The sequence below is a fragment of the Amycolatopsis sp. NPDC043889 genome, assembly GCF_056435645.1.
On sequence record NZ_JBWKEC010000014.1, the window covers coordinates 139425 to 164887 of the forward strand.

The 25463-nt window shown below is 69.8% G+C and carries 28 protein-coding genes; 25 read left to right on the plus strand and 3 right to left on the minus strand.

The window, feature by feature from the left end; genetic code table 11:
* Nucleotides 1–155: 155 nt before the first annotated feature.
* The 3 genes from AC0685_RS24835 to AC0685_RS24845 all read left to right on the plus strand — a co-directional run bounded on the left by AC0685_RS24835 (nucleotide 156) and on the right by AC0685_RS24845 (nucleotide 3505).
* The gene (locus tag AC0685_RS24835) at nucleotides 156–839 is read left to right on the plus strand and encodes a response regulator transcription factor (protein WP_478227766.1); all 684 of its coding nucleotides are present in this window, start codon (nucleotides 156–158) and stop codon (nucleotides 837–839) included.
* Nucleotides 836–1873 carry a HAMP domain-containing sensor histidine kinase gene (locus tag AC0685_RS24840; protein WP_478227709.1) on the plus strand — a complete coding sequence of 346 codons (1038 nt, stop codon included), beginning with the start codon at nucleotides 836–838 and terminating at the stop codon, nucleotides 1871–1873. Before AC0685_RS24835 ends, AC0685_RS24840 begins: the two co-directional genes overlap by 4 nt.
* 69 nt (nucleotides 1874–1942) lie before the next feature.
* The gene (locus AC0685_RS24845) at nucleotides 1943–3505 is read left to right on the plus strand and encodes a DUF4153 domain-containing protein (protein ID WP_478227710.1); all 1563 of its coding nucleotides are present in this window, start codon (nucleotides 1943–1945) and stop codon (nucleotides 3503–3505) included.
* A 121-nt stretch (nucleotides 3506–3626) separates the two neighbouring features.
* Here the strand turns inward: AC0685_RS24845 and AC0685_RS24850 are convergent, their stop codons facing one another.
* Together AC0685_RS24850 and AC0685_RS24855 are read right to left on the minus strand one after the other, a co-directional pair.
* Nucleotides 3627–3992 carry an SSI family serine proteinase inhibitor gene (locus AC0685_RS24850; protein WP_340685441.1) on the minus strand — a complete coding sequence of 122 codons (366 nt, stop codon included), beginning with the start codon at nucleotides 3990–3992 and terminating at the stop codon, nucleotides 3627–3629.
* 59 nt (nucleotides 3993–4051) lie between these two features.
* A complete protein-coding gene (locus AC0685_RS24855; RefSeq protein WP_478227711.1) occupies nucleotides 4052–5674 on the minus strand; it encodes a PucR family transcriptional regulator in 1623 nt (540 codons plus the stop codon).
* A 145-nt stretch (nucleotides 5675–5819) separates the two neighbouring features.
* Here AC0685_RS24855 and AC0685_RS24860 point away from each other — a divergent pair, with 145 nt between their 5' ends.
* Nucleotides 5820–7316: a CoA-acylating methylmalonate-semialdehyde dehydrogenase gene (locus AC0685_RS24860; protein ID WP_478227712.1), complete on the plus strand. Its 1497-nt coding sequence runs from the start codon at nucleotides 5820–5822 to the stop codon at nucleotides 7314–7316.
* A gap of 104 nt (nucleotides 7317–7420) precedes the next feature.
* Here the strand turns inward: AC0685_RS24860 and AC0685_RS24865 are convergent, their stop codons facing one another.
* Nucleotides 7421–8611, minus strand: a complete 1191-nt coding sequence (locus AC0685_RS24865; protein ID WP_478227713.1) for a lipase family protein — start codon at nucleotides 8609–8611, stop codon at nucleotides 7421–7423.
* A 298-nt stretch (nucleotides 8612–8909) separates the two neighbouring features.
* On the opposite strand from AC0685_RS24865, the gene AC0685_RS24870 reads away from it, so the two are divergent.
* The 21 genes from AC0685_RS24870 (at nucleotide 8910) to AC0685_RS24970 (ending at nucleotide 25421) form a co-directional block, all read left to right on the plus strand.
* Complete coding sequence (locus AC0685_RS24870) at nucleotides 8910–9518, plus strand: DUF1707 SHOCT-like domain-containing protein (RefSeq protein ID WP_478227714.1); 609 nt, start codon at nucleotides 8910–8912, stop codon at nucleotides 9516–9518.
* Between the two features lie 81 nt (nucleotides 9519–9599).
* Nucleotides 9600–10625 (plus strand): heat-inducible transcriptional repressor HrcA, encoded by a 1026-nt coding sequence (hrcA, locus tag AC0685_RS24875; RefSeq protein ID WP_478227715.1) that lies wholly within the window; start codon nucleotides 9600–9602, stop codon nucleotides 10623–10625.
* Between the two features lie 42 nt (nucleotides 10626–10667).
* Nucleotides 10668–11828 carry a molecular chaperone DnaJ gene (gene dnaJ / locus AC0685_RS24880; protein ID WP_340685434.1) on the plus strand — a complete coding sequence of 387 codons (1161 nt, stop codon included), beginning with the start codon at nucleotides 10668–10670 and terminating at the stop codon, nucleotides 11826–11828.
* A gap of 3 nt (nucleotides 11829–11831) precedes the next feature.
* Nucleotides 11832–12584 (plus strand): 16S rRNA (uracil(1498)-N(3))-methyltransferase, encoded by a 753-nt coding sequence (locus AC0685_RS24885; RefSeq protein WP_340685433.1) that lies wholly within the window; start codon nucleotides 11832–11834, stop codon nucleotides 12582–12584.
* A gap of 529 nt (nucleotides 12585–13113) precedes the next feature.
* A complete protein-coding gene (locus AC0685_RS24890; protein WP_340685432.1) occupies nucleotides 13114–13464 on the plus strand; it encodes a histidine triad nucleotide-binding protein in 351 nt (116 codons plus the stop codon).
* 114 nt (nucleotides 13465–13578) lie between these two features.
* Complete coding sequence (locus AC0685_RS24895; RefSeq protein WP_478227716.1) at nucleotides 13579–14661, plus strand: PhoH family protein; 1083 nt, start codon at nucleotides 13579–13581, stop codon at nucleotides 14659–14661.
* Between the two features lie 55 nt (nucleotides 14662–14716).
* Nucleotides 14717–15271: an rRNA maturation RNase YbeY gene (ybeY, locus tag AC0685_RS24900; RefSeq protein WP_340685430.1), complete on the plus strand. Its 555-nt coding sequence runs from the start codon at nucleotides 14717–14719 to the stop codon at nucleotides 15269–15271.
* A gap of 11 nt (nucleotides 15272–15282) precedes the next feature.
* Complete coding sequence (locus tag AC0685_RS24905) at nucleotides 15283–16635, plus strand: hemolysin family protein (RefSeq protein ID WP_478227717.1); 1353 nt, start codon at nucleotides 15283–15285, stop codon at nucleotides 16633–16635.
* On the plus strand, nucleotides 16628–16954 hold the full coding sequence (locus AC0685_RS24910; RefSeq protein WP_478227718.1) for a cytidine deaminase: 327 nt from the start codon (nucleotides 16628–16630) through the stop codon (nucleotides 16952–16954). Before AC0685_RS24905 ends, AC0685_RS24910 begins: the two co-directional genes overlap by 8 nt.
* Nucleotides 16954–17853, plus strand: coding sequence for a GTPase Era (gene era / locus AC0685_RS24915; protein WP_478227719.1), 900 nt, complete (start codon nucleotides 16954–16956; stop codon nucleotides 17851–17853). The genes AC0685_RS24910 and era overlap by 1 nt, the downstream gene beginning before the upstream one ends.
* Nucleotides 17854–18009: 156 nt before the next feature.
* Nucleotides 18010–18351, plus strand: a complete 342-nt coding sequence (locus AC0685_RS24920) for a CD225/dispanin family protein (protein WP_478227720.1) — start codon at nucleotides 18010–18012, stop codon at nucleotides 18349–18351.
* Nucleotides 18352–18376: 25 nt separating this feature from the next.
* Entirely contained in the window at nucleotides 18377–18727 is a 351-nt protein-coding gene (locus AC0685_RS24925; RefSeq protein WP_478227721.1) for a CD225/dispanin family protein, read from the plus strand.
* A complete protein-coding gene (locus AC0685_RS24930; protein WP_478227722.1) occupies nucleotides 18724–19176 on the plus strand; it encodes a DUF2752 domain-containing protein in 453 nt (150 codons plus the stop codon). Before AC0685_RS24925 ends, AC0685_RS24930 begins: the two co-directional genes overlap by 4 nt.
* 147 nt (nucleotides 19177–19323) lie before the next feature.
* Nucleotides 19324–20553, plus strand: coding sequence for an RDD family protein (locus tag AC0685_RS24935; protein WP_478227723.1), 1230 nt, complete (start codon nucleotides 19324–19326; stop codon nucleotides 20551–20553).
* 54 nt (nucleotides 20554–20607) lie between these two features.
* A complete protein-coding gene (locus AC0685_RS24940) occupies nucleotides 20608–21075 on the plus strand; it encodes a CD225/dispanin family protein (RefSeq protein ID WP_091599740.1) in 468 nt (155 codons plus the stop codon).
* Nucleotides 21076–21113: 38 nt separating this feature from the next.
* Entirely contained in the window at nucleotides 21114–21545 is a 432-nt protein-coding gene (locus AC0685_RS24945; RefSeq protein ID WP_038517052.1) for a CD225/dispanin family protein, read from the plus strand.
* A 49-nt stretch (nucleotides 21546–21594) separates the two neighbouring features.
* Nucleotides 21595–22356 (plus strand): DNA repair protein RecO, encoded by a 762-nt coding sequence (gene recO, locus AC0685_RS24950; protein WP_478227724.1) that lies wholly within the window; start codon nucleotides 21595–21597, stop codon nucleotides 22354–22356.
* A gap of 39 nt (nucleotides 22357–22395) precedes the next feature.
* Nucleotides 22396–23226 (plus strand): isoprenyl transferase, encoded by an 831-nt coding sequence (locus tag AC0685_RS24955; protein WP_340685422.1) that lies wholly within the window; start codon nucleotides 22396–22398, stop codon nucleotides 23224–23226.
* On the plus strand, nucleotides 23223–23645 hold the full coding sequence (locus AC0685_RS24960; protein WP_005158775.1) for a hypothetical protein: 423 nt from the start codon (nucleotides 23223–23225) through the stop codon (nucleotides 23643–23645). Before AC0685_RS24955 ends, AC0685_RS24960 begins: the two co-directional genes overlap by 4 nt.
* A gap of 37 nt (nucleotides 23646–23682) precedes the next feature.
* Nucleotides 23683–24699 (plus strand): permease, encoded by a 1017-nt coding sequence (locus AC0685_RS24965; protein WP_478227725.1) that lies wholly within the window; start codon nucleotides 23683–23685, stop codon nucleotides 24697–24699.
* A complete protein-coding gene (locus tag AC0685_RS24970) occupies nucleotides 24696–25421 on the plus strand; it encodes a TIGR03943 family putative permease subunit (protein ID WP_340685421.1) in 726 nt (241 codons plus the stop codon). The genes AC0685_RS24965 and AC0685_RS24970 overlap by 4 nt, the downstream gene beginning before the upstream one ends.
* The last annotated feature ends 42 nt before the right edge of the window (nucleotides 25422–25463 follow it).

Genomic DNA, 25463 nt, shown 5'->3' on the forward strand with positions numbered 1-25463 from the left:
GCTCGAAGGCTCGCGGTGCATGACCTGCGTCACACACACGGACGTTGCAATGCGGCAAACCGGCCGAAACATCTCCACAGGATCTCCACAGCTCACCCGGATGGTCTCCACGGCCGGTGCTTACAGTCATCCCCATGGAACTGGGAGGACGCCGGGTGCTGGTCGTCGAGGACCACGTGACCATCGCCGAGAGCATCGCCGCGCGGCTGCGGGCCGAGGGATTCACCGTGGACCTGGCGCACGACGGCCCTTCCGGCGTCGAGACCGACGCCGAGCGCGAGCCGGACCTGGTGGTGCTCGACGTGATGCTCCCGGGATTCGACGGGCTCGAGGTCTGCCGCCGGATCCAGGCCCGCCGTCCGGTCCCGGTGCTGATGCTGACCGCCCGTTCGGACGAGACGGACATGCTGATCGGTCTCGGCGTCGGCGCGGACGACTACCTCACCAAGCCGTTCTCCATGCGGGTGCTCTCGGCGCGGGTGCACGCGCTGCTGCGCCGCGTCGAACGAGCGGCCAGGACCGACGTGAGCGACGCCGGTACGAAGATCGTCCTCGGCGACCTCGAAATCGACGTCGAGCAGCGGCGGGTCACGCGCGCGGGCAACCAGGCCCAGCTGACGCCGATCGAGTTCGACCTCCTCGTCCACTTCGCGAAGCGCCCGAGGGCGGTGCAGCCGAGGGAACGCCTGCTCAGCGAGGTCTGGGACTGGGACGTCGCGGGCACCGGTTCGGGCACCCGCGCGGTCGACAGTCACATCAAGGCGCTGCGCCGCAAGCTGGGCGCCGACCTCATCCGCACCGTGCACGGCGTCGGCTACGCCCTGGAGGTGGGATCGTGAAGCTTCGCCCCCTGCTCGGCCGCGTCGTCGACGCGCTCCCGAGACCGCTGGACCCGGTCCGTTCCATCAAGCTCAAGCTCGCGATCCTGCTGGTGTCCTCGGGCGGTATCGCTTTCGCCTTCTTCAACTGGCAGATCGGCTGGCTGCCGCCGCGGACCACGATCGCCGCGATGGTGCTCGCCGTGGTGACCTCGCAGATCCTGGCGCACGGGATGACCAGGCCGCTGCGCGAGATGACCGCCGCCGCCCGCGCGATGGCCAAGGGCGACTACACCCGGCGGGTCCGGGCGACCGCCCGCGACGAGGTCGGGGAGCTGTCACACGCCTTCAACCAGATGGCCGCAGACCTGGACGCCTCGGATCAGCGGCGCCGGGAGCTGATCGCGAACGTCTCCCACGAACTCCGCACGCCGATCACCGCGCTGAACGGGGTGCTGGAGAACCTCGTCGACGGCGTCGCCGAACCCGATCCGGCGACGTTGAAGACCGCGCTGCAGCAGACCGAGCGGCTCGGCAGGCTGGTCTCGGAACTCCTCGATCTTTCGCGGATCGACGCGGGCGCGTTCCCGTTGCAGCTGGAGGAGTTCGATCTCGAACTGCTGCTGGAGGAGGTCGCCGCCGAAGCCGGGGTGACCGCCGCCGCGACCGGCCGTGGCGTGCGGTTCGCCGTCGACGTCCAGCCGCCCGGCGCGACGGCCGTCGCCGACCGCGGCCGGCTCTACCAGGTCGTGGTCAACCTGCTCGACAACGCCGTCCGGCACGGCCCGGCCGGGGGAGAGGTCCGGGTGCGGGCGGAGGCCCGCGAGACCGACGTCGTCATCGAGGTCGAAGACGAAGGCCCCGGGATCCCGCCGGGGGAGCGGGACAGCGTGTTCGAGCGGTTCACCCGCGGCGAGCGGGCGGGCGGCGGGGGCACCGGCCTCGGCCTCGCGATCGCGCGGTGGGTGGTCGACCTCCACGACGGCAGCATCGCGGTCGTCACCCCCGAGCACCGGCCGGGCTGTGTCATCCGCGTCGTGATCCCCGTTCCCTAGTCCCTGCCGCGTGTTTTCGGCGGCTCTGCGCACACTGCGATATGTGCTTTCGCAAACTGGAGGAGTGAGATGAGTGAAGACCAAGAAGACCGGCAGGCGCACGCGCCGCCCCCGGCGGCGACCGCCACGTTGCCGCCCGCGCCGCAGGTCCCGGTGCTGATGCGGCCCCGCGTGCCGCCCAAATCGACGATCGTCCCGCTTCCCGGCTCCGTCCTGCCCGCGGCGGTCGCGGCCGGGTTGATCGCCGCCTTCGCCATGCCGGACGAGCCCGGAGCCGGCTGGTTCGTGGCCGGGCTCGCGTTCGCGGTGGCCGTCTACTTCGCCGACAAGCGCGCCCGCGGCGACGCCGAACCGCATTTCCGTCTGGTCAACGCGGTATGGGCGGCGGCCGCGCTGGGCCTGCTCGCGGTCGGCATGGTCCGCGCGTCGGTGTGGCTGAACGTGTTGTGCGTGCTGGCCGCCCTCGTCGCCGGATCCCTCGCCGTGGTCGGGAAACGCACGGTGAACACGATCATCTACGACGTCTTCGCGGTCCCGATCGAAGCGCTGCTTTCGATCCCGTGGATCGGGCGCGGGCTCGTGAAGCTCGGCAAGAAGCAGGAAGGCCGCGCGAGGCCGAGGTTCCTGGTGCCGGTGCTGGCCAGCGCCTTTTTGCTGCTGGTGTTCGTGCCGCTGCTGCGGGGCGCGGACGCCGCGTTCGCGAACGTCGTCGACGCGGTGCTCCCCGAACTGAACCCCGGAACGTTCGTGCGCTGGGGATTCTTCTTCGTCGTGGCCGCGTCGGCCGTGACCGGCGCGTGTTACCTGCTGGCGGCGCCCCCGCTGCCGTCCGACAGTGCTGCTGTCGACACGCCGCGCAAACGCCTGGCGCACCGGCTCGAATGGACGTTGCCGCTGGGGGTGCTGGCGGCGCTGTTCACGAGCTTCGTCGTGGTCCGCCTGGTCGTGTTGTTCGGCGGCACCGAATACCTTCTGGCCACGAGCGGCCTGACGGCGGCCGAATACGCCAGGAGCGGGTTCTGGCAGCTCTCCGCCATCACCGTGCTGACCCTGCTGCTGGTCGCCGCCGCGCTGCGATGGGCGCCGAAGTCGTCGGCGGCCGATCGGGCCTGGCAGCGCGGCCTCCTCGGCGCGCTGAGCGTGCTCAGCCTGGTGCTGGTCGCCTCGGCGTTGAGTCGCATGTGGACATACCAGCAGGCGTACGGGTTCACAGTGCTGCGGCTGCTGGTCGAGGTCTGCGAACTCTGGATCGGGCTGATCTTCTTGCTGGTGCTCGTTTCCCTGCTCCCGCTGCGGTCGGCCTGGCTGCCGCGCGCGGCCATCGGAGCCGCCGTCGCGGCGCTGCTCGGACTGGCCGTCCTCGATCCGGAACGGTTCATCGCCGACCGCAACATCGACCGGCTCGCGCACGGCAAGACGCTCGACACCGGTTACCTCTCAAGGTTTTCCGCCGACGTCGTGCCGTCGGCCGACCGGCTTCCGGAGCCGCTGCGGTCCTGCGTGCTCAGGCCGGTCCTCAAGGGAATTTCGGAAGATGATTGGCGCGAATGGAACCTGAGCCGGTCCCTCGCGCGTCAGACCCCCGTTGCCGCGAAGGACGGGATCGGGTGCCGGTACCTGCCCCGTTCTTGAGTCGTGACACCACGGCCTTGATCGCCCTCGTGGGGGTGAGGGCGATCAAGGCCGCGGTGACCGGCCCCGCCGGGCCACCGAGGGGGAGGCCCGGCGGTCACCTCGACGGAGTCGGGAGCGGTCAGAAGGTGAAGACGCCTGCCGACTCGGCGTCGGCGACGCAACGGTTGGCGTAGGAAGTGCGGTAGGTGACCGGTTCGCCGCGCCACTTGCCGACCGCGGAGACGTCCACCGGGGCGTACTCGAGGGTGCAGGCCCGCGGTTCCGGGCGGAGCCGGTCGAACTCTCCGTCCACTTCGGACAGCTTGGCGCAGGCGCCACCGCGTCCCGGGTGAGACCCCCCGGTGGGTTCGCAGGTGAGCGAGACGGTGCCGATCCGGCCCCGGGTGTCGTGGCTGGTCAGCTGAAACGTGGATTCGGCGGGTTGCGCGGGGGCCATACAGGCCAGCGCGAGCACGCAGGCGCCGATCGGTTCGAAGAAAGCCATATCAACCCTATCGGCTGACGTGACCCGGTCACTGTGTTCCACGCTCGGGTGAGATTTGCTCACTCGGACGTGTGGTCGTCCGCTTTTCGAATGTCGTGGGCGAGCAAAGCGACATAAAGCGAGAGCATCGACTCCGGATCTTCGAGCCGTACCCCGAGGACCTGCTCGATCCTGGCCAGCTGCTGGTAGTAGGCGGTGCGCGAGGTGTGCGCGGCGGCGGCCGCCGCCGACTTGTTGCCGCCGTGCTCGCAGTAATGCCTCAACGCCTGGACGAGTCTGCTGCCCTGTGCGGCGTCCCGGCTCAGCAGCGGGCCGAGCTCCCGCGCGGCGAACGCGGTGATCCGTTCGTCGCTCGCCAGCAGATGCAGCAGTCCGCGCAACCGGACGTCGTCGAGCCGGTGGACCATCCGTTCGACGTTTTCCGCGAGCGCCGCGGCGGCCACCTGCGCGGCTTCGACGAGCGTCCGGCGCGCGTCGGCGGGCCCGCCGCCCGTGGTCCCGACCGCGACCACGGCGGGCGCTCCGGCGCGGGCCTCGTGGACGTCGTTCGCCAGCCGTCTCAGTACCGCGTCGACCCCGGCCTCCGGCGACAGCGCGATCAGCGCGCGCACCTGGGTGTCGTCGGTGGCCACCAGCGCGGACACCTTGGCGTGCCGGGCGGCGAGCACGGTCGCCTCGGCGAGTTCCCGCAGCAGCACCGGAGTGGACTGCGCGGCCTTGGTGGTCACGGTGATCCGCGGCCGCACGGAGACCCCGACGAGCAGCCGTCCCGTCAGCGGGACACCCAGCGCCGAGGCCCGCGCGGTCAGTTCGGCGGGCGGCACCGGGTTGGCCAGCAGTTCGGTCAGGATCGCGCGGTGCGCCTGGCGTTCGAGGGAGTCGGTGTCCTTGGCGACCAGCCGGTGGACCGCGAGCGCGGACGCGGCGCGTTCGGCGACCACGACGTGCCGGTGCGGGGGCGGATCCCCGCAGACGACGACCAGCCGCCCCCAGTCGTGCCCGCGCGCGCCGACCACGGTGATCAGCCAGCCCGCGCCCGGGTGGTAACCGGTCCGCTCGCCGACCTGCACCGGCCGCGACCGGGACGGCCAGCCGGGCAGCAGTTCACCGGGGTCGGTCCCCGCCGTGTCGTAGGCGAGGACCTCGTGCGACAGCGTCTCCAGCACGACCGGATGTTCGGTGAGCCTCGCGACCTCGCGCAGGATGTCTCCCGGCTCGGCACCGGCGACCGTCAGCGCGGTGAAGGTCTCGTGGACCCGCTCCGCCGCGCGGAGTTCGTCGACCTGGGCGTCGACGATCAGCCCGTTCACCGCCTCGGTGACCGACACGAAGCGCGTCTCGCGCGAAAGGGTGATCAGCGGGACACCGTGCCGATCCGCGGCGTCGACCAGCGCGGGCGGCAGCTTCTCGCTCCAATGCCGGACGAGTTCGACGACGATCCCCGCCACTCCGACACCGGCCAGATCGGCGACGTACCGGGCGAGCGCGGCGCCGTCGTCGGGCAGCGCGACCCCGGTGGTGAGCACGAGTTCCCCGCCGCGCAGCAGCGGGGCGATGTCCGCGACCTCGGCGACGTGCGCCCAGCGGACCGGCGCGTCCAGCCCCGCCGCCCCCGCCACCACATGGGGCCTGCCCTGACGCAGCACCGGCAGCGCGAGCACCTCGGCGACGGTCGGGTACATCGGCCTCCCACTCGGTTCGGCAACGCTGGAGACAGACTGTACGGCCGGGACCGGGAGTCCGTACACGTTGCCGATGGCGTCGGTGTGGCGCGCGCGCCCAGACTCGACCGGGAGCAGGCACCCGGCGATCAGGAGGGCGGAACCCGTGACCGACCGCATCACCCACTGGATAGACGGCAAACCGTGCGAAGGCGTGGGCGAACGATCCGGGGACGTGTTCGATCCGGCCACCGGCCAGGTGCGGGCGAAGGTCGCCTTCGCCGCGCGGGACGACGTCGACGCCGCCGTCGCCGCCGCCTCCCGGGCGCTGCCGGGCTGGCGCGGGACGTCGCTGGCCGGGCGGACGCGAGTGCTGTTCGCCTTCCGTGAGCTGCTTTCGGCGCGGCGCCACGAGCTGGCGAAGATCGTCACGAGCGAGCACGGCAAGGTCGAATCCGACGCGGCGGGCGAAGTCGCGCGCGCGATCGAGAACGTCGAGTACGCCTGCGGTGCCGCGCAGCTGCTCAAGGGCGGATTCAGCGAGAACGCCTCCACCGGTGTCGACGTCTACTCGATCTCGCAGCCGCTGGGCGTGGTCGGCGTGATCTCGCCGTTCAACTTCCCGGCGATGGTCCCGCTGTGGTTCGTGCCGAACGCACTCGCCTGCGGCAACACCGTCGTGCTCAAGCCGAGCGAGAAGGACCCGTCCGCGGCCGTTTTCATCGCGGAACTGTTCGCCGAGGCGGGCCTGCCCGACGGCGTCCTCAACGTCCTGCACGGCGACAAGGTGGCCGTCGACGGGTTGCTGGAACACCGCGACGTCAAGGCGATCTCGTTCGTCGGGTCGACGCCGATCGCGAAGTACGTCTACGAAACCGGGACCAGGCACGGGAAACGCGTGCAGGCGCTCGGCGGCGCGAAGAACCACATGGTCGTGCTCCCGGACGCGGACCTCGACCTCGCCGCCGACGCGGCCGTCTCGGCGGGCTTCGGCTCGGCGGGGGAGCGGTGCATGGCGGTGTCGGTCGTGGTCGCGGTCGACCCGGTCGGCGACGAACTGGTCGCGAAGATCGCCGAGCGGATCAAGCGGCTCCGCGTCGGCGACGGCATGCGGCCCACCTCGGAGATGGGGCCGCTCGTCACCGCCGCCCACCACGAACGCGTCGAGTCCTATGTCGGGGCGGGGGTCGACGCGGGCGCCCGGCTCGTCGTCGACGGCCGCGGCGTCGAGGTCGACGGCGAGGACGGCGGGTTCTGGCTCGGCCCGACGCTGTTCGACCACGTCACGCCGGAGATGTCGATCTACACCGACGAGATCTTCGGGCCGGTGCTGGCGGTCGCGCGGGCCGAGGGGTACGACGCCGCGCTGGAGCTGATCAACGGCAACCCCTACGGCAACGGCACCGCGATCTTCACCAACGACGGGCGCGCGGCGCGGCGGTTCCAGAACGAGGTCGAGGTCGGGATGGTCGGCGTGAACGTGCCGATCCCGGTGCCGGTCGGCTACTACTCGTTCGGCGGGTGGAAGGACTCGCTGTTCGGGGACAGCCACGCGTACGGGCCGGAGGGGTTCCACTTCTTCACGCGGACGAAGGTCGTCACGTCGCGGTGGCCGGACCCCTCGCAGGGCGGCGTGAACCTCGGCTTCCCCCGCAACAGCTGACGCTCGGGTCTCGTGAGTGGCTGGGACGGTTCTAACCGTCCCAGCCACTCACGAGGACGGACCGGGGCCACTCGCGAGGCCGCTCGGATGGGGCGCGCCGCGCGTCAGAATCGGCCGCAGTTGCCGTTGCCGGCTTGCCCGGTGAACGCGCCCTTCAGCCACTCGGTGGCGTCGCCGGACGCGGTCGTCATACCCAGCGCGTGGGACAAGAACGGCGTGAAGGTCGTCAAGTCCTTCCACTGGACGTTGGCGCCCTTGCCGCACCAGTCCTTCGCCATCTGCTTGCCGACGGCGGCCGGGATGACGTCGTCCAGCGGGCTGTGTTCGACCATGACCGGCATGGCGGGCTTGATCGTGCCGATCCGGTTCTCCGCCACGATCGCGTCGAACGGCGGCTGGGTCAGGTAGGCGGACACCGGCTTGCCGTCCTTGGTCAGCGAGCTGGACTGCTTGTACATGAACTGGAGGACCGCGTTCATGGTGCAGGTCTGCCGGGCCCGCAGGAACAGCTCGGCACCGGCCTGGTTGGCCAGGTCCATCAACCTGGCCTCGGGGTAGGCCTGGTTGAGACCGATCAGGGCGTAACCGAGGAACCCGGCGTACATCCCGCCGTCGAGCGACTTCGACAGCACGGCCTTGTCCGCGGGCGGCGCGCCGGAGTAGACGCCTTTGATGTCCAGTTCGGGCGCGTAGGTGGCGGCCAGTTCGGCGGCGGCCGCGGCGGCACTGCCGCCCTCGGAGTAGCCGGCGATGCCCACCGGGCCCTTGGCGGGCAGGCCCGTTCCCGGCAGCCGCTGCGCGGCGCGGATGACGTCGAGCACGGTGTGCGCCTCGGACAACCGGACGACGTACGGGTGGTCGCCGCCGCCCTCCACCCACGGTCCGATGTAGTCGGTCTGTGCCACGGCGAACCCGGCGCCCAGCAACGCGTTGACGAAACCGCCTTGGAATCCGGAGATCAGGTCCGAGGCCCCCTCGCCCGCGAGGGTTTTCGAGGGAGCGCAGTCCGGCCCCATGCCGAAGGTGAAGGGCGCGTAGGCCACGATCGGCTGTTCGCCGGGACCGTTCCACGGCTTGTCCGGCACCAGAACGGTGCCGCTCACCGCGACCTGCTTGTTCTTGTTGTCCCGCGACAGATATTGGATCCGGGTCGCCTTCGCGCCGTTGTAGGCCGAAGGCTGCGACTTGACCACGTCACCGTTCTCGCCGGCGGGAAGTGGTGAAGAGGAGGTGTACACCGAATTCGTGTCCGCGCTCGCGACCGCCGTGCCCGCGGCGACCAAGGTCGCGGTCAAGATGGCGATGAGGGTATGGCGAAAGGGAGAAGTCATTACTGCGCTCCACGCTGAGTCGGAAAGTGCGGCCGGTGGAAGAATGCCTAGATGGAAGCCCTTCCGTGCCCGCGCGGTCAATCGCCGGTCGTCGGATTGTCGCGGCGGTACGGCTGTCCGCCTCCGCGATTGTTAGCCGGAAAATGGATTTGTCATTACGGTCAGTGTGGAGAAACCGAATTCACTCATGGTGGTCATGGCTTTCCGTCCGGTCGCCGGGGAATGGCCGGAGCGATCGCCGATTCCGGTTAGCATCGCCGTCATGTCAGAATCGAAGCGGTCGGCGATGCGGGTGGCCGATTCCGATCGCGAAAACGTCGCGCGACTGCTGTGCGAAGCCATGGGCGCGGGACGGATCACCGCCGGTGAACTGGAAACGAGGCTGGACGCCGTCTACGCGGCCAAGACCTTCGCGGAATTCGAACCCGTCGTCGCGGATCTGTCCCCCGGCGGCACGCTCGCCCTGTCCCACGCAGGCGACGGGGAGCAAGGCGGACGGCGCTCGTTCGCCGTCATGTCCGCCACCACGCGGCGGTTCGCCGGGCCACTGCCGCCGAACCATGTCAGCCGCGCGTTCTGGGGCAGCGTGCGCCTCGATCTGCGGCGGGCCCGGATCGACGGCGGACCTTGCACGATCAGGGCGGTGGCGGTCATGGGCGGCGTCAAGATCGTCGTTCCCGAGGACTTCGCCCTCGACGTCCGGGGCATCGGCCTGATGGGCGGATTCGGCACCGGCCGCGGGACGGGGCGGCGGCGGCCGACGACGGGCGCGCCGGTGCTCCGCGTCACGGGTTTCGCCTGGTGGGGGTCCGTGAAGGTGATCCGAAGGCCCGTGGAGCCGCGGCGGCGCTCCCTTCGCGGACGCGGTTGACGGCCCCAAAGAAGTCCGGTGGCTCCCCGGGCACTTCGCCTTCCGTAAACTCGTTGTGAGGACGAGCCGAGGGAGGTGCGGGTGGCCAACGCGGAAGAACGCCGATTCGAAGTGCTGCGCGCGATCGTCGCCGATTACGTCTCCAACCAGGAGCCCGTCGGGTCCAAGGCGATCGTCGACAGACACAACCTCGGGGTGTCCAGCGCCACGGTGCGCAACGACATGGCGGCGCTGGAGGAAGAGGGCTACATCACACAGCCCCACACCAGTGCCGGCCGGATCCCCACCGACAAGGGATACCGCCTGTTCGTCGACCGGATCGCCGAGGTCAAACCGCTCAGCGCGGCCGAACGCCGGGCCATCACGGCCTTCCTCGACAGCGGCACCGACGTCGACGACGTCCTGCGCCGCTCCGTCCGGCTGCTCGCGCAGCTGACCAGGCAGGTCGCGGTCATCCAGTACCCGATGATGACCAACTCCGCCGTCCGCCACCTCGAAGTGGTGCCGCTCACCCCCGCGCGGCTGATGCTGGTGCTGATCACCGATTCCGGCCGCGTCGACCAGCGCACCGTCGACCTCGGGGACGTCATCACCGACGAGAACGTCGCCAGGCTGCGCACGGTGCTCAACGGGGCGCTGGCGGGCCGCCGTCTCTCCGAGGCCGCGGCGGCGGTCGCCGAACTGCCGGAGAAGTCGCCGGGTGAACTGCGCGACAGCCTCACCCGCGTCTGTACCGTGCTGGTGGAATCGCTGGTCGAACACCCCGAAGAGCGGCTGGTGCTCGGCGGCACGGCCAACCTCACCCGCAACGTTTCGGACTTCCCCGGATCGCTGCGGCAGGTGCTGGAGGCGCTCGAGGAGCAGGTCATCGTGCTCAAGCTGCTGGCGGCCGCCCGCAACCCCGGTGCGATCAGCGTGCGCATCGGTGAGGAAAATGAGGACGAGCAGATGCGCAGCACCTCGGTGGTGTCCATCGGCTACGGGATGGACGACATGCTGCTCGGCGGGCTGGGCGTCGTCGGGCCGACCAGGATGGACTACCCGAACACCATCGCCGCGGTGCGCGCGGTGGCGAACTACGTGGGGCAGATCCTCTCCGGCCGCTGAACGCGGCGTTGAGGTCTAAGTCAGAAGGAGAAGGCGAAGACGGTGGCGAGGGACTATTACGGCATTCTCGGGGTTGCGAAGAACGCGACGGATCAGGAGATCAAGCGCGCGTACCGCAAACTGGCCCGTGAACTGCACCCCGACGTCAACCCGTCGGAAGACGCTCAGCACCGCTTCGGCGAGGTGACCACCGCGTACGAGGTGCTGTCCGATCCGCAGAAGCGCAAGGTCGTCGACCTCGGCGGCGACCCGATGGACGGCGGCGCCCGCGGCGGCGGAGACCCGTTCTCGGGGTTCGGCGGCCTCGGCGACATCATGGACGCCTTCTTCGGCGCCGCCGGAGGTGGCGGCGGCCGCGGCCGTGGCCCGCGCAGCCGCGTGCAGCCCGGTTCCGACGCGCTCATCCGCCTCGGCCTCACCCTCGAGGAATGCGCCACCGGCGTCGACCGCGAGATCACCGTCGACACCGCCATCGTCTGCGACCTGTGCCGCGGCGCCGGCGCCGCCGAAGGCACCGGCACCAAGACGTGCGACACCTGCGGCGGCGCGGGCGAGGTCCAGTCCGTGCAGCGGTCCTTCCTCGGCCAGGTCGTCACGGCCCGTCCGTGCCCGGTTTGCCGGGGCTTCGGCGAGGTCATCCCCGACCCTTGCCGCCAGTGCGGCGGCGACGGCAGGGTCCGCGCCCGCCGCAACGTCACCGCCAAGATCCCGCCGGGCGTCGGCGACGGCATGCGCATCCGCCTCTCCGGCCAGGGCGAGGTCGGCCCCGGTGGCGGCCCCGCCGGCGACCTGTACGTCGAGATCGACGAGGCCCCCCACGAGGTGTTCGTCCGGCAGGGCAACGACCTGCACTGCAACTTCCGCATCCCGATGACCACCGCCGCCCTCGGCGCCACGGTGCCCATCGAGACGCTCATCGACGGCGACTACGAACTCGACATCGAGCCGGGCACCCAGCCCGCCACCGAACTCGTGCTCACCGCCAAGGGCATGCCGCGGCTGCGGTCCTCCGGCCGCGTCGACGGCCGCGGTGACCTGCACGTCCACATCGACGTCGTGGTGCCGACCAAACTCGACGACGCCCAGCGCGACCTCCTCGTCGAACTCGCCCAGCAACGCGGCGAAGACGTCCCTTCGCTCGCTTCGAACGGCTCCAAGCCCGGCGGGCTGTTCTCCAAGCTGCGCACCAAGAACCACCGGTAACCCGTGCCGGAGACGACACTCCCGGTCTTCCTCACCGCCGCGCTGCCCGGCTCCGGGCGCACCACGCTCGACGGTGAGGAAGCCCGGCACGCCGCCACCGTCCGCCGCCTGCGCGTCGGTGAACGTCTCGTGCTCTCAGACGGCGAAGGCGGCATGGCACGCTGCGTCGTCGAAGCCGTCCAGGCGGGCCGCGACGCGGCGCTCACCCTCGCCATCGAAGAACACTGGATCGAGGAACCGCCCGCCCTGCGCGTCATCGTCGCCCAGGCGCTCGCGAAGGGCGACCGCGGCGAACTCGCCGTCGAACTCGCCACCGAAGCCGGCGCCGACGCCATCGTCCCCTGGCGCGCCGCGCGCAGCGTCGCCCGCTGGGAAGAAGGAACCCGCGGCGACAAAGCCCTCAGCCGCTGGCGCACCACCGCCCGGGCCGCCGCCAAACAAGCCCGCCGCGCCCACGTCCCCGAAGTCGCCGAACCCGTCACCACCCGCGAACTCGCCGAACTCGCCCAGACCGTTTCCCGCGCGCTGGTCCTCGAATCCGGCATCACCACCCGCCTCACCGAGATCGAACTCCCGGCACAAGGCGACATCCTCCTCGTCGTCGGCCCCGAAGGCGGCATCACCGACGAAGAACTGAGTACCCTCACCGACGCCGGCGCGACCGCCATTCGGTTGGGCCCCACCGTTTTGCGCACCTCCACCGCCGCCGCCGTGGCACTCGGGGCGCTGGGGGTTCTCACGGAGCGCTGGAAGTGAAAAAACACCCCACTAATTTGCGGCGAGTTATGGCGCGATCACGCAAACAGCCGTTACTCTCGTCAACTGACGCGCAACACACGGTTTCGGCGCGCCACTGGGGATGAAGCCCAGTCGCGCGCGTGAATCCCCGCCGGGCACCTCCCCCCTCGGTCCGGCGGAGCCGCGGCGGCGGTGGAGCGACCCCCAGGCTCCACCGCGCCGCGGCATCTTCATTTCGGGGGCTTCGCAGGCTCCGCCCCGAAATTCGCTGCCGCGGCGCGGTTCCGCGTGTCGACCCGGGGGGCCGAGCCCCCCGGACCCCCACGGTGCGGTCGGCGGGGGTTGGCGGGCGGAGCGGCAAAGCGAAGCGTGCGTAGGGGACCGAGCGTGCGTAGGTCTTCGGTACCGGCATAGGGCCTGGCGGCCCTCGCCTGGTGAGGTAGAGGCGCCTCGGTTGTGAGTCGTCCGTCTGATCACGCGTGGCGTCCATTTCCGCACGTGTGTCGGCCATCCGCGCACGTACTCGGCGTGGGGATAGGGTGGGGGAATGAGTGACGCGGAGACGTTGTTCGAGCGGATCATCGCGGGGGAGATCCCGTCCGACAAGGTGTACGAGGACGCGACGACGTATGCGTTCCGGGACATAGCGCCGCAGGCCCGGGTGCATGTGCTCGTGGTGCCGAAGAAGCGCTACCGGAACGTGGCGGAGCTGGCGGCGGCGGATCCGCAGTTGCTGGCGGATGTCGCGCTTACGGCCCGCAAGGTGGCGGAGATCGAGGGGATCGCCGAGTCCGGTTACCGGGTGGTGTTCAACACCGACGGTGACGCCGGGCAGACCGTCTTCCACGTGCACGCGCACGTGCTCGGCGGCGAGCAGCTGGGGCATTTCGGGCGCTGAAGCGCGCGCCCCGCGGAAACCGGACTGCGTGCCGGCACCCGCAACCAGTAACATCGAACTCGTCACTGTCGTTGAAAATCGCAGCGTAAGCGCAGGAAGTAGGCCCGAGGCCACGTGGCCGGAACCGTACCGGGTGAAGCCGCCCGACCCGACGTTCCCGCGGACGTCATCCCGACGAAGACCGACGAGGCCGCGATCACCGAGGCGGCCCAGTCCCGATTCCCCATCCCCGACGCCGCCGCGCTCAGCCTGCTCGGCTCGAGGGACGAGAACCTCCGCGTCGCCGAGGAACTCCTCGCCGCCGACGTCCACGTCCGGGGCAACGAGGTCACCCTGACCGGCGCACCCGCCGACGTCGCCTTCGCGGAGCGTGTCTTCGCCGAACTCGTGACCATCGCCGGCCGCGGCCAGCAGGTCGACCCGGCCACCGTCCGCCGCACCGTCGGCATGCTCTCCACCGGTGACCACGAGTCACCGGCCGAAGTGCTGAGCATGAACATCATCTCCCGGCGCGGCAAGACGATCCGGCCCAAGACGCTCAACCAGAAGCGCTACGTCGACGCCATCGACAAGCACACGATCGTCTTCGGCATCGGCCCCGCCGGTACCGGCAAGACGTATCTCGCCATGGCGAAGGCCGTCCAGGCACTGCAGGCGAAGCAGGTCACGCGCATCGTGCTGACCCGTCCGGCGGTCGAAGCCGGTGAGCGCCTCGGCTACCTGCCGGGCACGCTCAACGAGAAGATCGACCCGTACCTGCGCCCGCTCTACGACGCGCTGCACGACATGGTCGAGCCCGAGTCGATCCCGCGGCTGATGCAGGCGGGCACCATCGAGATCGCGCCGCTGGCGTACATGCGCGGCCGCACCCTCAACGACGCCTTCATCATCCTCGACGAGGCGCAGAACACCACGCCGGAACAGATGAAGATGTTCCTCACCCGGCTCGGGTTCGGCGCCAAGATCGTCGTCACCGGCGACGTCACGCAGGTCGACCTCCCCACCGGCCAGAAGAGCGGCCTGCGGGTGGTCCGCGACATCCTCGAAGGTGTCGAGGACCTGCACTTCGCCCAGCTCACCAGCCAGGACGTGGTGCGGCACAAGCTCGTCGGCGACATCGTCGACGCGTACGAGAAGTGGCAGGCGCTGCAGGACAGCCAGGACAAGAGCAACGGCTGGAAAGGGCAACGGAGATGAGGATTGAGCGCCCGTTGCCCGAATCGACAAAGGCGCGCACTATCGGGGATGAGAAATGAGCATCGAGATCGCCAATGAATCGGGCGTGAACGTCGACGAGGCCTCCATCGTGTCGGCCGCCCGCTTCGCGCTCGACAAGATGGAGGTCAGCCCGCTCGCCGAGCTGTCCATCCTGCTCGTCACCCTCGAAGTGATGGAGGACCTGCACGAGCGGTGGATGGACCTGCCCGGTCCCACCGACGTGATGGCCTTCCCGATGGACGAGCTCGACTCGTCGCGCCGCCCCGACGCGCCGGACGCCTCGCCCGCGCTGCTCGGCGACATCGTGCTGTGCCCGGCGTTCGCGAAGGACCAGGCCAAGACTGCGGGTCACTCGCTGATGGACGAGCTGCACCTGCTCACCACGCACGGCGTGCTGCACCTGCTCGGCTACGACCACGCCGAACCGGCCGAGGAACGTGAGATGTTCGGCCTGCAGAAGCGGATCCTCGGCGAGTTCCAGGCGGCCGTGGCCGCGCTCAACAAGCGCGACGCGCAGCGGTCCGCGGACGACAGGCTCCTCGGAACCGCCGGCCTCGACGCCGTGCCCGCCGACGAACCACCGGCTTAGGCGGCGCCGAAATGGGTAGTCCCGCGGCCCTGCTGGTCATCGCCATCGCGCTGATCCTGCTCGCCGGGGTGTTCGCTGCCGCCGACGCGGCGGTCAGCACGGTCTCCAAGGCCCGTGCCGACGGTCTCGTCCGGCTCGGGCGTCCCGGCGCGCGTCAGCTTTCGCTGGTCATCGCCGAACGCCGCCGTCACATCAACCTGATCCTGCTGCTGCGGATGACCTGCGAGCTGACCGCCACCGTGCTGGTCACCGTCGACGTCCTCGGCTGGGTCCGGCCGCTGTGGCTCGCCGTGGTCGTCGCCGCCGGCGTGATGGTCGTGGTGAGCTACGTGCTCATCGGGGTCGGCCCGCGCACCCTCGGCCGCCAGCACCCGTACCGGATCGGCCTGGTCGTCGCGGGACCGGTACGCGTCCTCGGCTCGATCCTCGGCCCGCTCAGCAGGCTGCTGATCGTCCTCGGTAACGCCATCACCCCCGGCCGCGGCTTCCGCGAAGGCCCGTTCACCTCCGAAGTCGAACTGCGTGAACTGGTCGACCTCGCCCAGGAACGCGGCGTCGTCGAGGAATCCGAACGCGAGATGATCCATTCGGTGTTCGAGCTCGGTGACACCGTCGCGCGCGAGGTCATGGTGCCGCGGACGGAGATCGTCTGGATCGAGCACGACAAGACCGTGCGCCAGGCGCTCGCGCTGGCCCTGCGGACCGGGTTCACCCGGCTGCCGGTGATCGGCGACTCCGTCGACGACGTGGTGGGCGTGGTCAACATCAAGGACCTCATGCCCGCGTACATGGCCGAGGGCGGGTCGCAGCGCCAGGTCGAGGAGCTGATGAACCCGGCGAGCTTCGTGCCGGACTCGAAGCGGCTCGACGACCTGCTCAAGGAGATGCAGGTCTCCCACAACCACATGGCGATCGCCGTCGACGAGTACGGCGGCACCGCCGGCCTGCTCACCATCGAGGACATCCTCGAGGAGATCGTCGGCGAGATCACCGACGAATCCGACGCAGACGAACGTCCCGAGGTCGAAGAACTCGAAAACGGCGCGGTCCGCGTCTCGTCCCGGCTCTCGATCGACGACCTGGGCGAACTGTTCGGGATCGACCTCGAAGACCACGACGTGGAGACCGTGGGCGGGCTGCTCGCCGAGCGACTGGGTAGGGTCCCGCTGCCGGGGGCCGAAGCCGAGGTCGCCGGACTTCGGCTGTTCGCCGAAGGCGGTAAGGACCGGCGCGGTCGGATGCGGATCACCACGGTGGTCGTCCACCCCGCCGACGCGGACGCGGTGACCGACGCCGCCCAGGGCAGGCGCCGGACCCGGGTCCCGCAGCCCGATGAAAGTGACAGGAGTGTCGAACATGCCTGAGCTGGACGCCGAAGACCAGAAGCTGGTGACCCTGGCCAGGTCCGCGCGAGCCCGCACCCAGGCCGCCGAGGGCGCCGCGCTCCGCGACACCGACGGACGCACCTACGCGGCGAGCACGGTCGACCAGCCGTCGTTCACGCTCACCGCGCTGCAGGCCGCCGTCGCCGCCGCCGTTTCGAGCGGAGCCGAAGGAATCGAGGCCGCCGTCGTCGTCAGCGGTGACGCCCTCCTGAACGGCGCCTCGCTCCAGGCGGTGCGGGACATCGCCGAAGACGCCCCGGTCTATCTCGCGGATCCCAGCGGCAAGGTGCTGAGCTGATGGCCGAGCCGCATCGTTCCGGATTCGCCTGCTTCGTCGGACGGCCCAACGCGGGCAAGTCGACGCTGACCAACGCGCTCGTCGGCAGCAAGGTGGCGATCACCTCCAGCAAACCGCAGACCACCCGCCACGCCATCCGCGGCATCGTCCACCGCGACGACGCCCAGCTGGTGATCATCGACACGCCGGGGCTGCACCGGCCGAGAACCCTGCTCGGCGAGCGGCTCAACGACATCGTCCACTCGACATGGTCCGAAGTGGACGTTGTCGGGCTTTGCGTGCCCGCCAACGAAAAAGTCGGTCCCGGTGACCGGTTCATCGCCGCCGAGCTCAAGAAGATCGCCAAGCGCACCCCGGTGATCGGCGTCGTCACCAAAACGGACCTCGTGAAACCCGAGCAGGTCGCCGAGCAGTTGCTCGCCCTGCAGGAGGTCATGGAGTTCGCCGAGCTGATCCCGGTGTCCGCTGTGGACGGTTTCCAGGTCGGCGCGCTCTCGGATCTGCTGGTGCGGCACCTTCCCGAAGGCCCGCAGCTGTACCCGGGCGGCGAACTCACCGACGAACCCGAGCAGATCCTGGTCGCCGAGCTGATCCGCGAGGCGGCGCTGGAGGGTGTCCGGGACGAGCTCCCGCATTCGATCGCCGTCACCGTCGAGGAAATGCTGCCCCACGAGGGCAGGGACGACATGATCGACGTGCACGCGTTCCTTTATGTGGAACGACCGAGCCAGAAGGGCATCATCCTCGGGCACAAGGGTGAGCGGCTGAAGGACGTCGGCGCCCGCGCCCGGCAGCAGATCGAGGGGCTCCTTGGCTCGAAGGTCTACCTCGACCTGCACATCAAGGTCGCCAAAGAGTGGCAGCGCGACCCCCGTCAGTTGCGACGGCTGGGCTTCTGACTGAACGGAATGTCTCGATTCGGTCGCGGAGACCGGTTGATGATGTGGAACCGGACGGGTGACCTTAGAGTCTCAACCCTTGACTCCGGTGATCGCTGATCGGGCGGCGCGCCCGGGTCGCAGTTCCACATCTCATTCGTGAAGGGAAAGCGGTAAATGACCGACAACCAGGGCCTGCCCAACTACTCCGGCGACCCTCAGGGCGGTGGAGGCTTCAACAACCCCGGCCCGCCGCCCAACAACAACCTGGTGTGGGCCATCCTCACCACGATCCTGTGCTGCCTGCCCTTCGGTATCGTCGCCATCGTCAAGGCGAACCAGGTGAACACCCTCTGGGCGCAGGGCCAGCCCGCCGCGGCGCAGGAAGCTGCCGACGCGGCCAAGAAGTGGTCGATCATCGCGGCGATCGTCGGTGTCGTGCTCGCCATCCTGTACGTCATCCTCGTCGTCGTGCTCGGTGTCTTCGCGACCTCCGTCGACATGAACACCTACCGCTGATCGAGGCGATCGAGGGGGAGACCTCATGACCGACCAGTACCCGAACTACCCGCCTCCGGGCGGGCCACCGCCGCAGCAGCCGTACTACGGCGGCGTGCCGAACTACGGTCCGCCGCCGGACAACAACCTGGTGTGGGCCATTCTCTGCACGGTGTTGTGTTGCTTGCCGCTGGGTATCGTGGCGATCGTGAAGTCGAGCCAGGTGCAGACGTTGTGGTCGCAGGGCTTCCACGCCGAAGCCCAGAAGGCCGCCGACGACGCGAAGAAGTGGTCCATGTGGGGAGCGATCGCCACCGGCGTTCTCGTCCTGCTGTACATCATCTTCATCGTGGTGATGATCATCATCGGTGCTTCGGCGGCGAGCTACACGCCGTGACGTCGTCCGTCTACACGGGATTCCCGGCGCGCGGGTTCAAGGCGAAGGCCCGCGCGCTGGGACCACCCCTGGCCATCGCCGCCGGTGCGGGCCTCGGCTGCGTCGCCCTGTGGCTGGGCGATCCCACCACCCCTGGCGGACCGCTTCCGGTGTGTCCCACCAAGACCTTGCTGGGCATCGTCTGTCCCGGCTGCGGTGGCATGCGCATGGTCTACAGCGCGCTGCACGGGGACATTCCCGCCGCGCTGCACTACAACGCGGTGTCCTTTGTGGTCGTTCTGCTGCTCGTCTGGAGCACCGTCGCCTGGGCGGTCGGAAGACTTCGGGGCCGCGCGGTGAACAGCTGGCTGCACTGGCGCTGGACGCCGCTCGCGTTCGGTGTCGTGTTCGTCGTCTGGTTCGTCATCCGTAACCTGCCCTTCGCCCCGTTCACCTCGCTCTACGTGTGAGTGCCGGGCCGAGGCCCGGATCGTCGGTGGTACCGAGTACGCTCCCGCGCACCGGTCTGCTCGGTGTGTACCCATGCCGTACATTCACCCCGGGTCGCCGCACTAGGCCCCGTGCGCCAGGGGCGAGGAACCAGCGAGGGGATTTCGATGACCACTCCCTACGGCCAGCAGCCGCCGGGACAGCAGCCGCCGCCCGGATCCGGGCCCCCGCCGGGGGAGGGGCAGCAGTCACCGCAGCCGCAGCAGCCGTTCGGACAGCAGCCGTCGGGAGAACAGCCTTCGCCGTTCGGGCAACAGGCCCAGCAGTCGCAGCAAGGTGGCCAGCCTTCGCCGTTCGGGCAGCAGGCTCCTGGTGAGCAGGCTTCGCCGTTCGGACAACAGCAATCTGGTCAGCCTTCGCCCTTCGGGCAGCAAGCGCCCGCCGAGCAGCCTTCGCCGTTCGGGCAGCAGCAGTCGCAGCCGTTCGGCGCGCAGCCGCAGTCCCCGTTCGGCCAGCAGCCGGGGCAATCTTCGCCGTTCGGGCAGCAGGGCCAGCCCTCGCCGTTCGGTCAGGCCGCCCAGTTCGGCCCGCAGACCGACTACGCCCACTGGGGCCTGCGCGCGGCCGGGTCGCTGATCGACTTCGCGCCGATCTTCGTGCTCCCGATCATCGGCGCCATCATCGCCACGAACGCGAATTCGCTCATCGGCGGCATCATCTCCGTCGTCGGCTACCTCGCCGGGATCGCCTGGACCGTCTACAACCGGTGGATCAAGATGGGCACCACCGGCCAGTCACTCGGCAAGAAGATCCTGAAGATCAAACTCGTCCGCGAGAGTGACGGGCAGCCGATCGGCCCGCTGATGGCCTTCGTCCGGGACCTGTGCCACAACCTGGACGGCTGGGTCTGCGGTCTCGGTTACCTCTGGCCGCTGTGGGACCAGAAGAAGCAGACGTTCGCCGACAAGATCCTCAGCACCGTCGTCGTGCCGGGCGAAGCCGCCGCGCCCGCGTCGGCGCCCTTCGGCCAGGCGCCGGGATTCCCCGAGCCGCCGCAGCCGGCTTCGTCGTCGTTCCCCGCGCCGCCCTCGCCGTTCGGCCAGCAGCCGCAGCAGCCGTTCGGCGCGCCCCAGCAGCCCCAGCCGTTCGGACAGCAGCCGTCCCAGCCGTTCGGTCAGGCGCCGCAGGGAACCGCGGCGCCGTCCTCGGAGTCCCAGCCTGGACCGGCCCTGGGCGAGTCCGAGCCGACGCAGGTCCTTCGCCCGGGGCAGCAGCCTCAGCAGGCGCCGTCCGGGTTCGACGAAGCCGAGCCGACGCAGAAGATCACCCCGGAGCAGCTGAGGCAGCAGTTGCCCGGAGCGGATGGGCCGAACGGGCCCGGAACACCGCAGCAGTAAGGAACGACCGGCGGGATCCACCCGTCGGGAAGCACGACACAAGTGGGGAACCCGATGACGAACCCGTACGGCCAGCAGCCCGGCCCCGGCCAGCAGCCCTATGGTCAGCAGCCTCAGCCCGGATACGGACCCCCGTCCGGCGCCACGCCCGCGCCGTACGGCCAGCCTTCCGGCGCGAACCCGATGCCGTACGGCCAGCCGGCGCCGTATGGCCAGCCCGCGCCGTACGGTCAGCCCGCGCCCTATGGCGCTCCGGGCGGCATGCCCGGTGGCGGCGACATCAACTCGATCCCGGACTACAAGGGCTGGGCGATCGGCTGCATCTTCCTCTGCTGGATCATCGCGATCTTCGCGATCATGAAGTCCAACGAGGTCAACACGTACAAGATGCAGGGCAACTACGCCGCCGCCATGGACGCGTCGAAGTCGACGAAGACCATGTGCATGATCGCCTCGATCATCGGCGGGGTCGGCTGCCTGTTCTCCATTCTCTGGATCGTCCTGGTCGCCGCGAGCATCTAGCCCGACCCGTAGCCGAAAGAACAACGAGGACCACTTTCATGACCAACCCCTACGGCCAGCAGCAGCCCTACGGACAGCAGCCTGGCTATGGGCCGCCCTCCGGTGGCATGCCCGCTCCCTACGGGCAGCCCGCCCCGTACGGCCAGCCTTCCCCTTACGGCGCTCCGGGCGGTATGCCGGGCGGCGGTGGCGACATCAACGCCATCAAGGACTACAAGGGCTGGGCGATCGGCTGCATCTTCCTCTGCTGGATCATCGCGATCTTCGCGATCATGAAGTCCAACGAGGTCAACACGTACAAGATGCAGGGCAACTACGCCGCCGCCGCGGACGCGTCACGGTCGACACGGACCATGTGCATGATCGCGTCGATCATCGGCGGCCTCGGCTGCCTCTTCGCCATCGTGATGATCATCATCTCGATCGTCGCGGCCGCGTCCGTGCCGAGCTGCTACGGCCGCTACTGCTGATTCCGGGGCGCACCACCCCGATGTCGGTCCCTGGTGGGACGATGTCGGGGTGGTGAACCTCTATCGCGACACCGGAGTGGTGTTGCGGACGCACAAGCTGGGTGAGGCCGACCGGATCGTCACCCTGCTCACGCGGCGGCACGGCAAGGTCCGTGCGGTCGCGAAGGGCGTGCGTCGGACGTCATCGCGCTTCGGGGCCCGTCTGGAGCCGTTCGGGCACGTCGACGTGCAGTTCTACACCGGCCGCTCCCTCGACGTGATCACCCAGGTCGAGACGGTCGACGCCTTCGCGCTGCCCCTGGTGGCCGATTACCAGCGCTACACCGCCGCGAGCGCCATCGCCGAGACGGCGGACCGGTTGTCCGCCGAAGAGGGCGAGCCGGTGCTCAAGCTCTACATGCTCGTCGTCGGAGCCCTTCGCGCGCTCGCGGGCGGGGAGCGGGACAGTTCCCTCATCCTCGATGCCTTCTTCCTGCGGGCGATGGCGTACGCCGGCTGGGCGCCCGCGATCACCGAATGCGCCCGGTGCGGCCTGCCAGGACCGCACAAGGCGTTCAGCGTGTCGGCGGGCGGCTCGATGTGCCCGGATTGCCGGGTCCCCGGCTGTGTCCACCCCTCCCCGGAGGTGCTGACCCTGCTCGCGGCGCTCCTGCACGGCGAGTGGCCGGTGGCCGAGGCTTCGCAGCCGGTGCCGCGGCGGGACGCGTCCGGCCTGGTCGCGGCCCATCTGCAGTGGCATCTGGAGCGCCAGTTGCGGTCGCTGCCCCTGGTGGAGAGGCGTGCGCGGGAGGCCAGCACGCAGGCGCAGTAGGGTCGCAGGCACAGGTTCGCTCGATCAGGAGGCTCGAAGGTGCTGCGCAGGGGACGCGAGAACAAGGCGTCACAATTCGAACTTCGCGCGCCGGAGCCGCATCCGTCCGGTGCCCGGCCGCCGGAGATCCCCCGGGAACTCCTCCCGAAGCATGTGGCGCTGGTGATGGACGGCAACGGCCGCTGGGCCAACCAGCGGGGACTGCCGCGGATCGAAGGCCACAAACGCGGGGAAGCGGTGATGATCGACGTCGCCAGCGGTGCCGTGGAGCTGGGCGTCAAATGGCTGTCGGTGTACGCGTTCTCCACCGAGAACTGGAAGCGAAGCCCGGAGGAGGTCCGCTTCCTGATGGGCTTCAACCGCGACACCATCCGCCGCCAGGTCGACTACCTCGGTTCGATCGGCGTCCGCATCCGCTGGGCGGGCCGCCGCCCCAAGCTGTGGGCGAGCGTCATCAAGGAACTGCAGGTCGCCGAGGAGAAGACCAAGCACAACACGGCGCTCAACATGACCATGTGCGTCAACTACGGCGGCCGCGCCGAGCTGGGTGACGCCATGCGGCGGATCGCCCAGGACGTCGCCGACGGGAAGCTGAACCCGGACAAGGTCACCGAGAAGACCATCGGGAAGTACCTGTACCAGCCCGACATGCCGGACGTGGACCTGTTCCTGCGGCCGTCGGGGGAGCAGCGCACGTCGAACTTCCTGCTCTGGCAGTCGGCCTACGCCGAGATGGTCTACCAGGACACGCTCTTCCCGGACTTCGACCGCACCCACCTGTGGCGGGCCTGCCTCGAGTTCGCGAAACGGGACCGCCGCTTCGGCGGGGCCGTCGACAAAGCCGACAAGGCTTCCGAAGGGACCGCATGACCACCGAAGCAGCGGACACGGCGGCGTTGCTGACGTCGGCACGGGAAGCCCTCGAGCGCTATCTCGAAGTCCACGTCGACGACGACGGCGCGCTGACCTTCTCGCACGCGGACGTCCCGTGCGTCATCCAGGCGACCCGGCTGGCCGAAGGGCTGACCGTGCTGAGCCTGACCTGCGTCGTCGCCTGGGACCTGCCGGACGACCCGGCGATCGCGGCCTCTGCGGCGGAACGCGCCGGACAGGGCCTGTTCGGGACGCTCGGCGTCGTGCGCTCGGAGAAGGGCATCGACATCACGCTGAGGTACGCGTTCCCGGCGGAGGGCATGGATCCCTCGCCGCTCGGAACGCTGCTCATGCTGGTCGTCTCGACGGCGTCGCAGCTGCGTTCGGACCTGCTGGGGACCGCTCCCGGGGAGTGACCGCCGGAACGCAGGGTCACCTGGCATCATCGCGCGCATGGAAACCATTTCCAGGAGCGCCCCGGAGCGGAAGCCCGCCCGGCGGTTCAAGATCACCTCGATCGAGGTGCTCTGCGCGATCCTGCTGATCGCGATCCTCGGGCAGAGCTGGCTCCAGCAGGTGTTCGACGTGCCCGCGCTGCGGACCGGCTCGACGGTGTTCGTCGCGGTCTGCGTGCAGGCGTTGCCGTTCCTGGTGCTCGGGGTGCTGATCAGCGGCGCGATCGCGGCGTTCGTGCCCGCGCGGGTGCTGGAGAAGGTGCTTCCTCGCCGGGCCGGCGCGGCGGTCGGTGTCGCGGGGCTGGCCGGGGTCGCGCTGCCGGGTTGTGAGTGCGCGTCGGTGCCCGTCGCGCGGCGGCTGATCGGACAGGGTGTCGCGCCCGCGGCCGCGCTGACGTTCCTGCTGGCCGCGCCCGCGGTGAACCCGGTGGTGCTGGTGGCCACCGCGGTGGCGTTCCCCGGGAACCCGGAGATGGTGTTCGCCCGGTTCGCCGGTTCGCTCGCCACGGCGATGGTGATGGGCTGGCTGTGGGCGAAGTGGGGGAAGCTCGACTGGATGGCGGAGCGCGCTTTGCGGCGTCTTCCCGAGGTCCAGCACGGTTCGCGCTGGAAGACCTTCGCCGAGACCGCGCGGGCGGACCTGGTCGAGGCGGGCGGGTTCCTCGTGCTCGGCGCGATGATCGCCGCCGCGATGAACGTCCTGGTGCCCGCCAAATGGTTCGGGGTACTGGGGGAGCAGATCGTGCTCGGGGTGCTGGTGATGGCCGTGCTCGCCGTCGTGCTGGCGCTGTGCAGTGAGGCCGACGCCTTCGTCGCCGCGTCGCTGACCGCGATGCCGCTGCTGCCGAAGCTGGTGTTCCTGGTGGTCGGGCCCGCGATCGACGTGAAGCTGTTCGCGCTCCAGACCGGTACCTTCGGCAAGTCGTTCGCGCTGCGGTTCGCGCCCGTGACGTTCGTCGTCGCGCTGTCCTGCGCCGTCGTCTCCGGCGTACTCATCCTCGGAGGTGGCGCGTGAAACGCGAGACCCAGAACATCCTCCTGATCCTGCTCGGCGGGGCGCTGCTCAAGATCACGATCAACGGCGACTACCTGCGCTACGTCAAACCCGCGCAACAGCCGTGGATCATCGCCGGCGGTGCGGTGATGGTCGCGCTGGGCGCGGTCGCGATCGTCCGTGACCTGCTGGCCGCGCGGGCCGCCGCCGTCGTGTCCGGGGACGTCCACGCGCACGACCACAACACCCGGTCGGCCTGGCTGCTGATGGTGCCGGTGCTGGCCGTGTTCCTGGTCGCGCCGCCCGCGCTGGGCGCCGATTCGGTGACGCGCACCGAGGCCAGGGCGCCGCAAAGCGCTTCGGCCAGCAACGCGGCCGCCTTCCCGCCGCTGCCCGCCGGGGACGTGGTCCCGTTGGAGGTCAACGAGTTCGTCAGCCGGGCGGGCTGGGACAAGAGCGGCAGCCTGAACGGGCGGACGGTGCGGCTGTCCGGGTTCGTGGTGCACAACGAGGGCAACACGATGCTGGCCAGGATGGTGATCGGCTGCTGCGCCGCCGACGCCTTCCCGATCACCGTGCGGATGGTGGGCGAGGGCGCGTCGGGATTCGGCGACGACACCTGGCTGGAGGTCACCGGGACGGTCGTGCCGGGGACCGCCGTGCGGGAGAACAGCTACATGCCGGACTTGACGCTCACCTCGGTGCGGCAGGTGCCGGCGCCGAAGGACCCCTACGAGTACTGACCGCGCCCCCTGCGGCGTGCGATGAAGGACGCTTTCATAGCA

Bases quoted from the DNA above. Each gene is read 5' to 3' on its own strand.
- AC0685_RS24910 (WP_478227718.1), top strand. From the start codon at position 16,628: ATGCCTGAGCTGGACGCCGAAGACCAGAAGCTGGTGACCCTGGCCAGG.
- AC0685_RS24890 (WP_340685432.1), top strand. From the start codon at position 13,114: ATGAGTGACGCGGAGACGTTGTTCGAGCGGATCATCGCGGGGGAGATC.
- era (WP_478227719.1), top strand. From the start codon at position 16,954: ATGGCCGAGCCGCATCGTTCCGGATTCGCCTGCTTCGTCGGACGGCCC.
- AC0685_RS24850 (WP_340685441.1), bottom strand. From the start codon at position 3,992: ATGGCTTTCTTCGAACCGATCGGCGCCTGCGTGCTCGCGCTGGCCTGT.
- AC0685_RS24965 (WP_478227725.1), top strand. From the start codon at position 23,683: ATGGAAACCATTTCCAGGAGCGCCCCGGAGCGGAAGCCCGCCCGGCGG.
- AC0685_RS24940 (WP_091599740.1), top strand. From the start codon at position 20,608: ATGACGAACCCGTACGGCCAGCAGCCCGGCCCCGGCCAGCAGCCCTAT.
- AC0685_RS24870 (WP_478227714.1), top strand. From the start codon at position 8,910: ATGTCAGAATCGAAGCGGTCGGCGATGCGGGTGGCCGATTCCGATCGC.
- AC0685_RS24855 (WP_478227711.1), bottom strand. From the start codon at position 5,674: ATGTACCCGACCGTCGCCGAGGTGCTCGCGCTGCCGGTGCTGCGTCAG.
- ybeY (WP_340685430.1), top strand. From the start codon at position 14,717: ATGAGCATCGAGATCGCCAATGAATCGGGCGTGAACGTCGACGAGGCC.
- AC0685_RS24960 (WP_005158775.1), top strand. From the start codon at position 23,223: ATGACCACCGAAGCAGCGGACACGGCGGCGTTGCTGACGTCGGCACGG.
- AC0685_RS24905 (WP_478227717.1), top strand. From the start codon at position 15,283: ATGGGTAGTCCCGCGGCCCTGCTGGTCATCGCCATCGCGCTGATCCTG.
- AC0685_RS24920 (WP_478227720.1), top strand. From the start codon at position 18,010: ATGACCGACAACCAGGGCCTGCCCAACTACTCCGGCGACCCTCAGGGC.
- AC0685_RS24935 (WP_478227723.1), top strand. From the start codon at position 19,324: ATGACCACTCCCTACGGCCAGCAGCCGCCGGGACAGCAGCCGCCGCCC.
- AC0685_RS24945 (WP_038517052.1), top strand. From the start codon at position 21,114: ATGACCAACCCCTACGGCCAGCAGCAGCCCTACGGACAGCAGCCTGGC.
- AC0685_RS24925 (WP_478227721.1), top strand. From the start codon at position 18,377: ATGACCGACCAGTACCCGAACTACCCGCCTCCGGGCGGGCCACCGCCG.
- AC0685_RS24845 (WP_478227710.1), top strand. From the start codon at position 1,943: ATGAGTGAAGACCAAGAAGACCGGCAGGCGCACGCGCCGCCCCCGGCG.